Source organism: Streptacidiphilus sp. P02-A3a (genome assembly GCF_014084105.1).
GTDB lineage: Bacteria > Actinomycetota > Actinomycetes > Streptomycetales > Streptomycetaceae > Streptacidiphilus.
The window spans coordinates 2191150-2205521 of the sequence record NZ_CP048289.1; the positions used below are offsets into that span (position 1 = coordinate 2191150).

Consider the following 14372-nt stretch of genomic DNA (forward strand, 5'->3'; position numbering starts at 1 on the left):
ACGGGAAATGCGCCGGGCGGGCGCCGGGGCGCCCGCCCCGGACACGCCGCTGCCCCCGCCCCGCCGAGGCGGAACGGGGGCAGCGGTACGCGAGCCCTGGGGGCGCGAGTGCTACAGGCCGAGCTCGCCCTCGAAGGCGCCCTCTTCCAGTCGGGCCTTGACGCTGCCCAGGAAGCGCACCGCGTCGGCGCCGTCGACCACCCGGTGGTCGTACGACAGGGCCAGGTAGACCATGTCGCGGACACCGATGACGCTGCCCAGCGCCGGGTCCTCGATCACCACGGGACGCTTCACCGTCGCGCCGATGACGAGGATCGCCACCTGCGGCGGGGTGAAGATCGCGGTGTCGAACAGCGCGCCGCGGGAACCGGTGTTGGTGATGGTGAAGGTGCCACCGGACACCTCGTCCGGCTTGACCTTGTTGTCCCGGGTGCGGGCCGCGAGGTCGGCGGTCTTCTTGGCGATGCCGGCGATGTTCAGGTCGCCCGCGTCGTGGATGACCGGGACCATCAGGCCGCGCTCGGTGTCCACCGCGATACCGATGTTCTCGGTGCCGTGGTAGGTGATCGTGCCCTCGTCCTCGTTGATGGTCGAGTTGATCACCGGGTGCGCCTTCAGCGCCTCGGTCGCGGCCTTCACGAAGAACGGCATCGGCGAGAGCTTGACGCCCTCACGGGCCTGGAAGCCCGCCTTGGCCTTCTCCCGCAGCCGCATGATCGTGGTGACGTCCACCTCGATCACGGTGGTCAGCTGCGCCGTGGTCTGCATCGCCTTGAGCATGTTCTCGGCGATGACCTTGCGCATCCGGGTCATCTTGACGGTCTGCCCGCGCAGCGGGGAGGCCGCGGCGACGGTGGCCGGAGCCTTGGCGGCGGCGGGCGCGGCCGAGGCGGCAGCGGCGGCGCGGGCGGCCTCGGCCGCGGCCACGACGTCCTGCTTGCGGATCCGCCCGCCGACGCCGGTGCCCTGGACCGAGCCCAGGTCGACGCCGTTCTCCGTGGCCAGCTTGCGGACCAGCGGGGTGACGTACGCGTCGGCGCTGTCGGCGGCCGGGGCCGCGACCGGAGCGGGCGCGACCGGAGCGGCGGCCACCGGGGCCGGAGCCGGAGCGGCGGCCACCGGGGCCGGAGCCACGGGCGCCGGGGCGGCGACCGGAGCGGGCGCGGCGGCGACCGGAGCCGGGGCGGCGACCGGAGCCGGGGCGGCGACCGGAGCCGGGGCGGCCGGGGCCGCGACCGGGGCGGGCGCGGCCGGAGCCGGCGCGGCCGGGGCCGGAGCCGCGACCGGGGCGGCCGGAGCCGGGGCGGCGGCGGCCGGAGCGGCACCCGCCGCGCCGATGACGGCCAGCTCGGCGCCGACCTCCACCGTCTCGTCCTCGGCGACCGAGATCTTCACCAGGACGCCGCTGACCGGAGCGGGGATCTCGGTGTCGACCTTGTCGGTGGAGACCTCCAGCAGCGGCTCGTCGGCCTCGACGGTGTCGCCCTCGGCCTTGAGCCAGCGGGTGACGGTGCCCTCGGTGACGCTCTCACCCAGCGCGGGGAGCAGCACCGGGGTACCGGCCGCCGGCGCGGCCGGGGCGGCCGCCGGAGCGGCCTCGGGCGCGGGAGCAGGGGCGGCGGGGGCCTCGGCCACCGGGGCCGGGGCGGCGACCGGCGCCGGAGCGGCGGCCGGGGCGGCGGCAGCGGCGGGCGCCGGAGCGCCGGTGCCGTCGTCGATGATGGCCAGCTCGGCGCCGACCTCCACCGTCTCGTCCTCAGCGACCTTGATCGAAGCCAGGATGCCGGAAACGGGCGCCGGAATCTCGGTGTCGACCTTGTCGGTGGAGACCTCCAGCAGGGGCTCGTCTACCTCGACGCGCTCACCCTCGGCCTTGAGCCAGCGGGTGACGGTGCCCTCGGTCACGCTCTCGCCGAGCGCGGGCAGTGTTACTGAGACCGCCATGGCTTCAGTTACTCCTTGTGGTGCGTGCGGATGGTTGACCCGTCGGGGGAGCGGCCACGCGGCGGTTGCCGCGCGCGTGGCCGGGTCTCCCCGTGAGCGGGAAAGCGGAGTGCGAGGGGAGGTCAGTCGTGATTGTGCAGGGGCTTGCCCGCGAGCGCCAGGTGCGCCTCGCCGAGAGCCTCGTTCTGGGTGGGGTGCGCGTGGATCAGCTGGGCGACCTCGGAGGGCAGCGCCTCCCAGTTGTAGATCAGCTGGGCTTCGCCCACCTGCTCGCCCATGCGCTCGCCGACCATGTGGACGCCGACCACGGCGCCGTCCTTGACCTGGACGAGCTTGATCTCACCGGCGGTCTTGAGGATCTTGGACTTGCCGTTGCCCGCGAGGTTGAACTTCGCGGTGACGACCTTGTCCGCCCCGTACAGCTCCTTGGCCTTGGCCTCGGTGATGCCGACGGAGGCGACCTCGGGGTTGCAGTAGGTGACCCGGGGGACACCGTCGTAGTCGATCGGCACGACCTTGAGCCCGGCCAGCCGCTCCGCGACGAGGATGCCCTCGGCGAAGCCGACGTGCGCCAGCTGCAGGGTCGGCACCAGGTCGCCCACGGCGGAGATGGTGGGGACGTTGGTCCGCATGTACTCGTCGACCAGGACGTAGCCGCGGTCGATGGCGACCCCGGCCTCCTCGTAGCCGAGGCCCTGCGAGACCGGTCCGCGGCCGACGGCGACGAGCATCAGCTCGGCCTCGATCTGCTTGCCGTTCTCCAGCGAGGCACGGACACCGGTCTCGGTGTACTCGACCCCGGCGAAGCGGGCGCCCAGCTCGAACTTGATGCCGCGCTTGCGGAAGGCCCGCTCCAGCAGCTTGGAGGAGTTCTCGTCCTCCAGCGGGGCCAGGTGCGGCAGCGCCTCGATGATGGTGACCTCGGCCCCGAAGGACTTCCAGACCGACGCGAACTCGACGCCGATGACGCCGCCGCCGAGCACGATCACCGACTGCGGGACCCGGTCCAGGGTCAGCGCGTGGTCCGAGGAGATGACCCGGTTGCCGTCGATCGCCAGGCCGGGCAGCGACTTCGGCACGGAGCCGGTCGCCAGCAGGATGTGCTTGCCGGTGTAGCGCTCGCCGTTGACGTCCACCGTGGTCGGGGACGACAGGCGGCCCTCGCCGACCACGTAGGTGATCTTGCGGCTGGCCACCAGGCCCTGGAGGCCCTTGTACAGGCCGGAGACGACACCGTCCTTGTAGGCGTGGACGCCCTGGATGTCGATGCCCTCGAAGGTGGCCTTCACACCGAAGCCCGCGCTCTCGCGGGTCTGGTCGGCGACCTCGCCGGCGTGCAGCAGAGCCTTGGTGGGGATGCAGCCGTTGTGGAGGCAGGTGCCGCCGAGCTTGCCCTTCTCGATCAGGGCGACCTGGAGCCCGAGCTGGGCCGCCCGCAGCGCCGCGGCGTATCCGCCGCTTCCGCCTCCGAGAATGACTACGTCGAAAACGGTGCTGGCGTCGTTCGCCACGTCACGTCCTCCATGCAAATGGGTGCGGATCGTCCCGGTCGATCACCGGCCGGGTTTGGGTGCTCCCTTGTGGGGAGACCAGTCGTGCCGGAAATACATCCTCGCACTTGTTGCGAGTGCTTGATGCGCCGGGCCGCCCTGTGGACACCCAGGGAGCGCTCCGCCGTGGCCTGCGGCCCTCAAGGACACGCCCTGGACCGTGGTTCCGCTGAGGGCGAACGCCGGGGGCGGTCCACCGATTCCCGGCGGACCGCCCCTGTGGCAGTGCTCCTGCGACCCGCCGCGCGTGCCCGCGCGCGGGTTTGTCCGACGCGGCTACAGCGAACCGGCGGCAGCCTGCTCGGCCAGCTGCACCAGGGTCCGCACGGCGGATCCGGTGCCGCCCTTGGGCGTGTAGCCGAACGGGGCGCCCTCGTGGAACGCCGGTCCGGCGATGTCCAGGTGCGCCCAGTCGATGCCCTCGGCCACGAACTCCTTCAGGAACAGGCCGGCCACCAGGCCGCCGCCCATCCGCTCGCCCATGTTGGCGATGTCGGCGGTCGGCGAGTCCATGCCCTTGCGCAGCTCGGCGGGGAGCGGCATCGGCCAGGACTGCTCACCGGCGGCGGTGGCCGCGGCGAAGACGTTGTCCCGGAACGCGTCCTGGTTGGCCATGATGCCGAAGGTGCGGGCACCGAGCGCCATCATCATCGCGCCGGTCAGGGTGGCCACGTCGACGATCGCGTCGGGCTTCTCCTCGCCCGCGCGGACGATCGCGTCGGCCAGTACCAGGCGGCCCTCGGCGTCGGTGTTGAGCACCTCGACGGTCTTGCCGCCGTACATCCGCAGCACGTCGCCGGGGCGGGTGGCGGAGCCGGACGGCATGTTCTCGGCCAGCGCCAGCCAGCCGGTGACGTTGACCTGGAGGCCCAGCCGGGACGCGGCGACCACGGCGGCGAACACCGCGGCGGCGCCCGACATGTCGCACTTCATGGTCTCGTTGTGCCCGGCCGGCTTGAGCGAGATGCCGCCCGAGTCGTAGGTGATGCCCTTGCCCACGAACGCCAGCGACTGCTTGGCCTTGGGGTGCGTGTAGGCGACCTTGACCAGGCGCGGCGGCCGGGCGGAGCCGACGCCGACGCCGAGGATGCCGCCGAAGCCGCCCTTGGCCAGCGCCTTCTCGTCCAGCACCTCGACCTTGAGCGCGTGCTCCTTGCCGACGGTGGTGACGATGTCGGCGAAGGACTTCGGGAAGAGGTCGTTCGGCGGCATGTTGATGAGGTCGCGGGTGCGGTTCATCTCCTCGGCGAGCACGGTGCCGCGCTCGACGGCGGCCTTGGCCGACTTGTCCGCGCGCTTGCCGCCGACCAGGACGGCCTCGGCCAGCGGGGACTTCGCGGTGGCCAGCGCGGCCTCGCTGCGCCAGGCGGTGAACTCGTAGGCGCCGAGCAGCGCGCCCAGGGTGACCGCCTCCACGGCGGCGGCGTCGGCCAGCGGCAGCGCGAACACGGCCTTCTTGCTGCCGTGCAGTGTGCGGGCGGCGGTACCGGCGGCGTAGCGCAGGGACTCGGCCGACCAGCCGTCGGCCTCGGCGGCGTCGCCCAGTCCAACGGCCAGGACCAGGGCGGACTTGACGCCGGCGGGGGCGGGAAGCTTCACGGCCTCACCCTCGGCCCCGGTGGCTCCCAGGGTGGTGAGGACGGCGGCCAGCTTGCCGTCGAACGCCTCGTCGACCGTCTCGGCGCCCGGGGCGAGGACGAGGCCCTTGGGACCCTTTGCCACGGCCACAACGACGGCGTCCGCGCGCAGCGCGTTGGCCGCGGAGGTGCTCAGAGACACTGATGTCACGTAATGCGTCCTGTTCTGTATGCGGTCCTCGGCCGGGTGCTGAGGAAGGCGAGGGTTCGCGGTGCCTTGACTGTGTACCGGCACCTGTCCTGCATGGTAGTCCGCATGATGGGATGCCGCGCCCTTGCGGGTGCAATCCGACACCACGGCTTGTGGTGGCATCTTCTCAGGATTCGGTGCGCGGTCTGTCAGGAACCGGCGAACAGGGCCCAGACCACCAGCGCGGCGGTGGCCGAGGTCTCCACCATCGCGCCGAGCACATCGCCGGTGATCCCGCCGAAGCGCAGCACACAACGGGTCAACAGCAGTGCGGCGCAGGCGATTCCGCAGAGCAGGGCGAGCAGCGCGCCGAGCGCGTGCCGGGGCCCGGAGCCACCGTGGCCGCCGACCAGCCAGCCGCCCGCGCCGAGCACCGCGAGCACGGCCAGCCCCACCGGGACGGCGTAGCGGCCGCGCACGGTACCGGCGACCATCGCGCCCAGACCGTCCGGGCGGGCCGAGGGCGTGCCCGCCAGGCAGCCGCGCAGCAGCGCGGACCGTCCGGCCACCGCCGCCAGCACCGCGCCGAACGCCCCGACCCAGGTTCCGGCGGTGAACGCCTGCGCCAGCGCGGCGATCTGGGCGAGCAGCGCCAGCAGCAGCGTCAGCACGCCGAACGGCCCGATGTCCGAGGCCTTCATGATCCGCAGCGCCTCGGCCGGGGGCTTGTTGCTGCCCAGGCCGTCCGCGACGTCGGCCAGGCCGTCCAGGTGCAGCCCGCGGGTGAGCGCGGCCAGCGCCGCGACGCAGCCGGTGGCGGCCAGCAGCGGACCGCCGTCGAGCACCCGCAGCAGCACGCCGGGCACCGCCGCCAGCGCCCCCAGTGCCAGCCCGACCAGCGGCGCGCAGAGCATCGCCCGACCGGCCGTCGGCCGGTCCCAGCGGTGCACCCGCACCCGCAGCACCGACAGCGTGCCGAAGGCGAAGCGGAGCCCCGCGAACACCTCGGCTACGCCTCGTCGGCCGAAGGCTCGGCAGCGGCCCCGGCCTCGGGTTCGACCTCGGCGGCGGGGGCGGTCTCGGGTTCGGCCTCGGGTTCGGGCTTGTCGGCGGCCGGGGCCAGCGGCAGTTCCGCCAGCAGCGTCGAGGCGGCCTGGAGCAGCGGCAGGGCCATCAGCGCACCGGTGCCCGCGCCCAGGCTCACCCGCTGGTCCAGCAGCGGCTCGATGCTCATCCGCTCGTACGCCTTGGTCTGCGCCGGCTCGCCGGTGACCTGTCCGGCCCGCCACCACTCCGGGGCGCGGAAGGCGATCCGCTGGGCGACCAGGGCGCAGGCGGCCGAGACCACGCCGTCCAGCAGCACCGGCGTGCGCCGCAGCGCGCATTGCAGCAGGAAGCCGGTCATCGCCGCGAAGTCGGCGCCGCCGGTGGCCGCCAGCAGGTCCAACTGGTCGGCCAGGACCGGGCGGGCGCGGCGCAGCGAGTCGCGGATCGCCGCGCACTTCACCATCCACACCCGGTCGTCGATGCCGGAGCCGCGTCCGGTGACGGCGGCTGCGTCGCTCCCGCACAGCGCGCCGACCAGGACCGCGGCGACGGTGGTGGAGCCGACCCCGAGGTCGCCGAGCAGCACCAGGTCGGTACCGGAGTCGGCCTCCTCGTCGGCGACCGCCATGCCCGCCCGGAAGGCCGCCTCGGCCTGCTCGCGGGTGAGCGCGTCCTCGATGTCGATCCGGCCCGAGCCGCGCCGCACCCGGTGGTCGCTGACGCCGGGCGGGAAGGCGTCGGGTTCGGCGTCCACGGCCATGTCGACCACCCGCACGGCCGCGCCGAAGCGCCGCGCCAGCACGCTCACGGCGGCGGTCCCGTCCAGTACCTGGCGCACCTGCCGGGCGGTGCTCCCGGCGGGCAGCGCGGAGACGCCGAGCGAGGCGATGCCGTGGTCGGCGGCGAACAGCACCACCTTGGCCCGCTCGACCGGCGCGGTCGGGCACTGGGCCTGGACGGCGGCCAGCCAGCCGCCGAGGACCTGCAACTGGCCGAGCGCGTCGCGCGGGTGGCCGAGTGCGCGCCAGCGCTCCTCGGCGGCCTGCCGGTACTCGTCGTCGGGCCGCGCGACCAGCGCGGAGAACTCGTCGAGGTCGAAGGCGCTGTCGAAGGTGCTCACCGCGGAAGATTACCGTCCCGGGCCTTTGACGCGCAGCGGCTGCCCGGCGACCACTAGCAGCACCTCGTCCGAGGCGCCGGCCACGGCGGCGTTCAACCGGCCCAGCTCGTCCCGGAAGCGCCGCCCGGAGGCGGTGGCCGGGACGATCCCGCTGCCCACCTCGTTGCTGACCGCGACCACCCGGCGCGGGGCGGACCGCCAGGCGTCGACCAGCGCGGCGGTGCGGGCCCGCAGCCGGGCCTCGCCGGTGGCGGCCCAGGCCAGGTCGTCCCAGGCGTCGACCCGGTCCATGGCGTCGGTCAGCCACAGCGCCAGGCAGTCGACCAGCAGCGGGCCGCCGCGGGCGGCCAGCAGCGGCTCCAGCTCGCAGGTCTCGGCGGTGCCCCAGGCGGCCGGGCGCCGCTCGCGGTGCAGCTCCACCCGCCGTGCCCACTCGGCGTCGCCGTCACGGCTGCCGCCGGTGGCCACGTACAGGACGTCGCGCTGCCCGGCCAGCATCCGCTCGGCGGTGACCGACTTCCCGGAGCGCGCTCCGCCGAGGACCAGGGTGCGCCCGGGCGCGGTCGGCCGCGCGCGCGGGCCGGACTCGCGCGGGCCGAACTCCAGGCCGACGCGCCAACCGCCGGGCCGGGACCGCTCTGTGAAGATCCGCATGGTTGCACTTACCACGTCAAGGAAATATAAAGGTCAGATTTTTCGATTTGTTATGCTCTTGGGATCTTATGGGTTCACAGCAGTGACTCGGGATTGGGGAAGCCAGATGAACGCCGTCGCCCGCCAGCGCCTGATCAACGCCCGCAGGATCGCCGAGGCCGAGGTCGGTGCCGCGCCCGAGGCGGCCGTCGTCGAGCCGCTTCCCGACCGCTCGGCGCCGCGTCCGCTCGCGGTCACCGCCCAGGACCGGGCCGACGCGGTCTCCGGCAGCCCGGTGGCGATCGACCTGCTCGCCCCCAGCGCCGGGAGCCGGGCCGTGGTCGCCCTCGCCGGGCCGCCGGCGCACGGCCGGGTGGTCCTCGGCGACGACTCGACCGCCGTCTACACCTCCGCCCCCGGCTACACCGGCACCGATGTCTTCGGCTACCGGCTGGTCGACGCCTGCGGCCGGGTGTTCCGGGTGACGGTCACCGTCTCGGTCGCCCCGCAGGCCGAACCGGCGTCCGGCCGCGCCGTACTGGCGTACGCCGCCTAGCGTCCTGGGTAGTCTCGCCGGGACACGGCAGCGCGCGCGAAGGAGTCCCAGCATGGTGTGGACGTGGCAGTTCGAGAAGGCCGACGGTTCGACGGTGGCCGCGCCGAGCGGGGCGGAGGAGTTCCCCACCCAGGGCGACGCCGAGTCCTGGGTCGGCGAGACCTGGAAGGAGCTCCGGGACGGCGGCATCGACCAGGTCGTGCTGCTGGAGGACGGCGAGAAGATCTACGGGCCGATGAGCCTGCACAGCGACGACAGCGACGACAGCGGTGACGACAGCGGCAGCGGCGACGCCGCGGTGGAGGGCGCGGTGGAGGGCGTGGACGCCGCCGCCGAGGCCCAGGCCGAGGCCTAGCCGACCGAGCGGCCACCCCCCGGACCGGGGGAGTGGCCGCTCGGCTGCGTCCGAGGCGCTACGAGCGCTACGAGCGCTACGGGCGCTAAGGGTGCCGCGCGTGCTACGGACGGCCCTTGGGCGAGTTCGCCGCCGTCCGTGCCGGGTCGGTCTCGGCGACCGGCGCCAGGATCTTGTCGATCTGCTTCAGCAGTTCGGCCTCCAGCACCACCCCGGCCGCCTTGGCGTTCTCGGCCACCTGCTCCGGGCGGGAGGCGCCGATGATCGCGGCCGAGACGTTGTCGTTCTGCAGCACCCAGGCCACCGCGAGCTGGGCCAGGGTCAGCCCGGCCTGCTCCGCCAGCGGCTTGAGCAGCTGCACCCGCTCCAGCACCTCGTCCCGCAGCAGGCGGCTGACCATCTGCGAGCCGCCCTTCTCGTCGGTGGCCCGCGATCCGGCCGGGAGCGGCGCACCCGGCAGGTACTTGCCGGTGAGCACGCCCTGGGCGATCGGCGACCAGACGATCTGCCCGAGGCCCAGCTCCCGCGAGGTCGGGATCACCTCGCCCTCGATCACCCGCCACAGCGCCGAGTACTGCGGCTGGTTGGAGATGAGCTGGATGTCGAGCTCCTGGGCCAGCCCGTGCGCGGCGCGGATCTGCTCGGCGGTCCACTCGGAGACGCCGATGTAGAGCGCCTTGCCGGAGCGCACCACGTCGGCGAAGGCCGTCATGGTCTCCTCCAGCGGCGTGGTCACGTCGTAGCGGTGGGCCTGGTACAGGTCGACGTAGTCGGTCTGCAGGCGGCGCAGGGAGCCGTTGATCGACTCCATGATGTGCTTGCGGCTCAGGCCGCGGTCGTTGCGGCCGGGGCCGGTCGGCCAGTAGACCTTGGTGAAGATCTCCAGGCCCTCGCGCCGCTCGCCCTTCAGGGCTCGGCCCATGACGGCCTCGGCGCGGGTCTCGGCGTAGACGTCCGCCGTGTCGAAGGTGGTGATCCCGGCGTCCAGGGCGGCGCGGACGCAGGCCGTGGCGGCGTCCTCCTCCACCTGGGAACCGTGGGTCAGCCAGTTGCCGTACGCGATCTCGCTGATGATCAGGCCGCTGCGGCCAAGATGACGAAACTCCATGGTCCTGCACCCTACGCCGCCGGTCCGGCGGCGATCACCGCCGCCGGTCGGTCGGGCCGGGCGCGGTCAGCCCGCGCGGGTGCCGACCAGGTGCAGCAGCGAGGCCACCGAGCGGTACGGGTCGGTGCGTCCGGCCCGCTCCTCGGCCTCCAGCAGCGCGGCGAGCTCGCGCGGGTCGCTCGGGGCCGGGGTGCCCTCGGGCACCTGGTCGGTGAACACCCGTACCCCGTACCAGCCGCGCAGCGGCACCGACAGCTCGGCCAGGGTCCGGATCAGCGGCTCCCGCCGGTCGCCCCGGCAGTAGGTGCCCTGCGGGCTGACGAAGTACGCGTCGCCGAACGCGGACACCGCGGCGGACCAGTCGCCCGCCCGCCCGGCGCGCATCGCCAGCGCGTCCCCGTTGACGGCCAGCACCGAGAGCATCCCGCCGGGGGCCAGCACCCGCGCCAGCGAGGCCAGCAGTGGTCCGGGCTCGGGCAGGTACATCAGCATGCCGTGGCAGAGCACGATGTCGAAGCTGCCGGGGCCGAACCAGCGGCCGCAGTCGCCGCCCTGGCCGGTGAGCAGCGTGACCTTGTCCTGGACCAGCGAGGGCTCGCCGGACAGGGTGTGCTGCGCGGCGCCCAGCATGGCCGGGTCCGGGTCCATTCCGGTGACCAGGTGTCCCGCCCGGGCCAGCCGCAGCGCCTGCGTCCCCGGGCCGCAGCCGGCGTCCAGGACCCGCAGCGGCTGCCCGTCGGCCAGCTGGTCGGCGAAGTGCTCGGTGATCTGCTCGGCGAGCTGTCGCGAGACCAGTTCCTGCCGGACCACGTCGCGCAGTGCGCCGGGACCGCACGGCCAGCCTCCGGAGGCAGGATGCGATCCGCCGTACCGCTGCTGCGGTAGGTGTCCCGTGGGGCGGTACGTCTCGATCAGGGCTTCTGCCCTCGCTTCACCAGCGGCTTGGGCAGGCGCAGCCGACGCATCTGGAGCGAGCGCAGCATCGCGTAGCCGACGGCGCCCTTCGTGCTCTGCCCGGCGAAGCGGATGGCCAGCTGCTTGCGCAGGCTCATCGCCAGCCACACCGAGTGCAGCACGATCAGCACGATCATCAGCACCCACACCATCAGGCCGATGTTCTTGACCGAGGCGCTCGGCAGCGCGTTCATCACCAGCACGATCACCGCCAGCGGCAGGAACCACTCGGCGGCGGTGAAGCGGGAGTCGATGTAGTCACGGACGAAGCGCCGGACCGGGCCCCGGTCGCGGTTGGGCATGGCCCGCTCGTCGTTGTTGATCAGCGCGCTCCTGGTCCGCGCCTGGTCGGCCCGCCGGGCGTCGCGGGCGGCACGGGCGGCCTCCTTGCGGTCCTGGGGCACGTAGGCGCGACCGCGGCGGTTGGCCTCGGCCTCGCTGCGCTTGGGCGTGGGCCTGCCCTTCTTGGCCTCGGCATCTGGGCGCACGGAGTCCTCCAGCTCGGTGAGCTGGTTGGAGTCGGTGGGGGCATCCTGGGAGCTTCGTCGGAACACATTGGCAAGAGTACGTGGTCAGCGGGTGTAACCCCTAGCCCCCGGGGGAACAAGGCCGTCCGGGGCGGGCTCCGCCCTGAGGTCGAGACGACACCTGCCCCAATCGGCCGCACGGATGACGCCGGTGCCCAGCCGCTGTAGCACTCTTGTTGCAGTCCGGTGCGCTGCGCTGAACGCCCCGCGCCCCGTAGTGTTGGGTTCGAGAACCGGCAGGCCGGAGAAGGGGGCGCACGAGGCCCATGAGCGACGGAATCATGAAGCGGATGTCAATGATCTTCCGCGCCAAAGCCAACAAGGCTTTGGATCGTGCGGAGGACCCGCGCGAGACGCTTGACTACTCGTACACGAAGCAGCTGGAACTGCTGCAGAAGGTGCGCCGCGGAGTGGCGGACGTGGCGACGTCCCGCAAGCGGCTGGAGCTCCAGCTCCAGCAGCTGCAGAAGCAGTCGTCCACGCTGGAGGAGCAGGGCCGCAAGGCGCTGTCGCTCGGCCGGGAGGACCTCGCCCGGGAGGCGCTCACCCGCCGTTCCGGCATCCAGCAGCAGGTCGCCGACCTGGAGACGCAGTACCAGGCGCTCCAGGGCGAGGAGGAGAAGCTCACGCTCGCCTCCCAGCGGCTCCAGGCCAAGGTCGACGCCTTCCGCACGAAGAAGGAGACCATCAAGGCCACCTACACCGCCGCCCAGGCGCAGACCCGGATCGCCGAGTCCTTCTCCGGCATCTCGGAGGAGATGGGCGACGTCGGCCTGGCGATCCAGCGGGCCGAGGACAAGACCGCGCAGATGCAGGCGCGGGCCGGGGCGATCGACGAGCTGCTGGCGTCCGGGGCGCTCGACGACCCGACCGGCATGCGCAAGGACGACATCACGGCGGAGCTGGAGCGCATGTCCAGCGGCTCGGACGTCGAGCTGGAGCTCGCCAGGATGAAGGCCGAGCTGTCTGGCGGCTCGACCCCCACCCCGGCGATCGAGCCGGGCCAGCAGGACCCGCAGGACACTCCTCGCCTCGACAAGTAAAGGGAGATCCACATGATCGTCAGGATCATGGGGGAGGGGCAGTACGAGGTGCCGGACACTCTGGTCGAGCACCTCAACGAGTTGGACAACGCCGTCCTGGCGGCGGTCGACTCGGGTGACGACGCGGAGTTCCGGGTCAGCCTCACCGCGCTCCTCGCCGCAGTCCGCGCCGGTGGCACTCCGGTGTCGCACGACGCGCTGGTCTCCTCGGAGGCGACCCTCCCGTACCAGGAGGCCACCGTCGACGAGGTCAGGGACCTGCTCCGGCACGACGGGCTCATTCCCGGCTGAAGCCCGGACACGTACGGAACGAGGGTCGGCCGCCCCCATCGGGGCGGCCGACCCTCGTTGCGTCTGATCGGGCCGGGGCCCGGTCAGGCTGAGGTGAAACGTTCCTGCTACGGCAGTGCCAGCATCTGGTCCAGTGCCGCCCGGGCGTGCGCCGAGGTGGTCGGGTCCACCGTGATCACGTTCGGCACCCGGCCCGCCACCAGCGACTCCAGCGCCCAGACCAGGTGCGGCAGGTCGATCCGGTTCATGGTGGAGCAGAAGCAGACCGTCCGGTCCAGGAAGGCGATCTCCTTGTCCGGGTGCGCCTTGGCCAGCCGCCGGACCAGGTTGAGCTCGGTGCCGATGGCCCACTTGCTGCCGGGCTCGGCCGCGTCCAGCGCCTTGATGATGTACTCGGTCGAACCCACCAGGTCGGCCGCCTGGACCACCTCGTGCCTGCACTCCGGGTGCACCAGCACGGTGACGCCGGGGATCCGCTCGCGGACCTCGTTGACCGAGTCCAGCGAGAAGCGGCCGTGCACCGAGCAGTGGCCGCGCCACAGGATCATCTTCGCCGCCCGCAGCTGCTCCACGGTCAGGCCGCCGTTCGGCTTGTGCGGGTTGTAGACCACGCACTCGTCCAGCCCGATGCCCAGATCCCGGACGGCGGTGTTCCGGCCGAGGTGCTGGTCCGGCAGGAAGAGCACCTTCTGCCCCTGCTCGAACGCCCACTCCAGGGCTCGCTGGGCGTTGGAGGAGGTGCAGATGGTGCCGCCGTGGCTGCCGGTGAAGGCCTTGATGTCGGCCGAGGAGTTCATGTACGCGACCGGGACCACGGTGTCGGCGATGCCCGCGTCGGTGAGCGCGTCCCAGCACTCGGCGACCTGCTCGGCGGTGGCCATGTCGGCCATCGAGCAGCCGGCCGCCAGGTCCGGCAGGATCACCCGCTGGTCCGGGCCGGTGAGGATGTCCGCGCTCTCGGCCATGAAGTGCACGCCGCAGAAGACGATGAACTCCGCCTCGGGCCGGTTCGCCGCGTCCCGGGCCAGCTTGAAGGAGTCGCCGGTGACGTCGGCGAACTCGATCACCTCGTCGCGCTGGTAGTGGTGCCCGAGCACGAAGACCCGGTCGCCGAGCGCGGCCTTGGCGGCGCGGGCGCGCGCGACCAGGTCCGGGTCGGAGGCGGCGGGGAGGTCGCCGGGACAGTCGACGCCGCGCTCACTGGCCGGGTCGGCCTGCTGGCCGAGCAGCAGCAGGGCGAGCGGGGTGGGCGCAGGCTCTTCGTAGGTGATGGTGCTCACGGGCGGCTGCCCTCCTGTGTGGGAGCGGCTGAGGGACCGCACCCTTTTCGTCTATCTGACGTTATCAATCATAACCCGCGACCACCTCCAGCGGACCGACCGAGGTGGCAATGTGATCCACGCCGCTATCGCCGGACTGGCGGTATACAAGTGGCGCGGCCCGCCCCTGCCGGACAGGCTCAAGGCGGCGACCGGTC

At 72.8% G+C, this 14372-nt stretch carries 13 protein-coding genes and 1 pseudogene; 4 read left to right on the forward strand and 10 right to left on the reverse strand.

Annotated elements, in window-relative coordinates; all coding sequences use genetic code 11:
- Positions 1–111: 111 nt before the first annotated feature.
- From sucB to GXP74_RS09840, 6 genes and pseudogenes are all read right to left on the reverse strand, one after another.
- Positions 112–1944: a 2-oxoglutarate dehydrogenase, E2 component, dihydrolipoamide succinyltransferase gene (sucB, locus tag GXP74_RS09815; RefSeq protein ID WP_182451106.1), complete on the reverse strand. Its 1833-nt coding sequence runs from the start codon at positions 1942–1944 to the stop codon at positions 112–114.
- Positions 1945–2066: 122 nt separating this feature from the next.
- On the reverse strand, positions 2067–3455 hold the full coding sequence (gene lpdA / locus GXP74_RS09820; protein WP_182451107.1) for a dihydrolipoyl dehydrogenase: 1389 nt from the start codon (positions 3453–3455) through the stop codon (positions 2067–2069).
- 315 nt (positions 3456–3770) lie between these two features.
- On the reverse strand, positions 3771–5282 hold the full coding sequence (locus tag GXP74_RS09825; RefSeq protein ID WP_182451108.1) for a leucyl aminopeptidase: 1512 nt from the start codon (positions 5280–5282) through the stop codon (positions 3771–3773).
- Positions 5283–5470: 188 nt separating this feature from the next.
- Positions 5471–6265 (reverse strand): adenosylcobinamide-GDP ribazoletransferase, encoded by a 795-nt coding sequence (locus GXP74_RS09830; RefSeq protein WP_182451109.1) that lies wholly within the window; start codon positions 6263–6265, stop codon positions 5471–5473.
- A 5-nt stretch (positions 6266–6270) separates the two neighbouring features.
- Positions 6271–7428 (reverse strand): nicotinate-nucleotide--dimethylbenzimidazole phosphoribosyltransferase, encoded by a 1158-nt coding sequence (cobT, locus tag GXP74_RS09835; protein ID WP_182451110.1) that lies wholly within the window; start codon positions 7426–7428, stop codon positions 6271–6273.
- Positions 7429–7437: 9 nt separating this feature from the next.
- A pseudogene (locus GXP74_RS09840) lies at positions 7438–7995 on the reverse strand (bifunctional adenosylcobinamide kinase/adenosylcobinamide-phosphate guanylyltransferase); the annotation flags it as partial.
- Between the two features lie 193 nt (positions 7996–8188).
- On the opposite strand from GXP74_RS09840, the gene GXP74_RS09845 reads away from it, so the two are divergent.
- On the forward strand, positions 8189–8617 hold the full coding sequence (locus GXP74_RS09845) for an Ig-like domain-containing protein (protein WP_182451112.1): 429 nt from the start codon (positions 8189–8191) through the stop codon (positions 8615–8617).
- A gap of 52 nt (positions 8618–8669) precedes the next feature.
- Entirely contained in the window at positions 8670–8972 is a 303-nt protein-coding gene (locus GXP74_RS09850) for a hypothetical protein (RefSeq protein WP_370468408.1), read from the forward strand.
- 103 nt (positions 8973–9075) lie between these two features.
- Here GXP74_RS09850 and GXP74_RS09855 read toward each other — a convergent pair whose 3' ends face one another.
- The 3 genes from GXP74_RS09855 to GXP74_RS09865 form a co-directional block, all read right to left on the reverse strand.
- Positions 9076–10080, reverse strand: coding sequence for an aldo/keto reductase family protein (locus tag GXP74_RS09855; RefSeq protein ID WP_182451113.1), 1005 nt, complete (start codon positions 10078–10080; stop codon positions 9076–9078).
- A gap of 66 nt (positions 10081–10146) precedes the next feature.
- Positions 10147–10899 carry a bifunctional 2-polyprenyl-6-hydroxyphenol methylase/3-demethylubiquinol 3-O-methyltransferase UbiG gene (locus GXP74_RS09860; RefSeq protein ID WP_182456333.1) on the reverse strand — a complete coding sequence of 251 codons (753 nt, stop codon included), beginning with the start codon at positions 10897–10899 and terminating at the stop codon, positions 10147–10149.
- A gap of 92 nt (positions 10900–10991) precedes the next feature.
- Complete coding sequence (locus GXP74_RS09865; RefSeq protein WP_182451114.1) at positions 10992–11588, reverse strand: DUF3043 domain-containing protein; 597 nt, start codon at positions 11586–11588, stop codon at positions 10992–10994.
- A gap of 239 nt (positions 11589–11827) precedes the next feature.
- Here GXP74_RS09865 and GXP74_RS09870 point away from each other — a divergent pair, with 239 nt between their 5' ends.
- Positions 11828–12604 (forward strand): PspA/IM30 family protein, encoded by a 777-nt coding sequence (locus GXP74_RS09870; protein WP_225447829.1) that lies wholly within the window; start codon positions 11828–11830, stop codon positions 12602–12604.
- A gap of 12 nt (positions 12605–12616) precedes the next feature.
- The gene (locus tag GXP74_RS09875) at positions 12617–12895 is read left to right on the forward strand and encodes a hypothetical protein (RefSeq protein ID WP_182451115.1); all 279 of its coding nucleotides are present in this window, start codon (positions 12617–12619) and stop codon (positions 12893–12895) included.
- 107 nt (positions 12896–13002) lie between these two features.
- Here the strand turns inward: GXP74_RS09875 and nadA are convergent, their stop codons facing one another.
- Positions 13003–14175: a quinolinate synthase NadA gene (gene nadA, locus GXP74_RS09880; protein WP_182451116.1), complete on the reverse strand. Its 1173-nt coding sequence runs from the start codon at positions 14173–14175 to the stop codon at positions 13003–13005.
- Between the last annotated feature and the right edge of the window lie 197 nt (positions 14176–14372).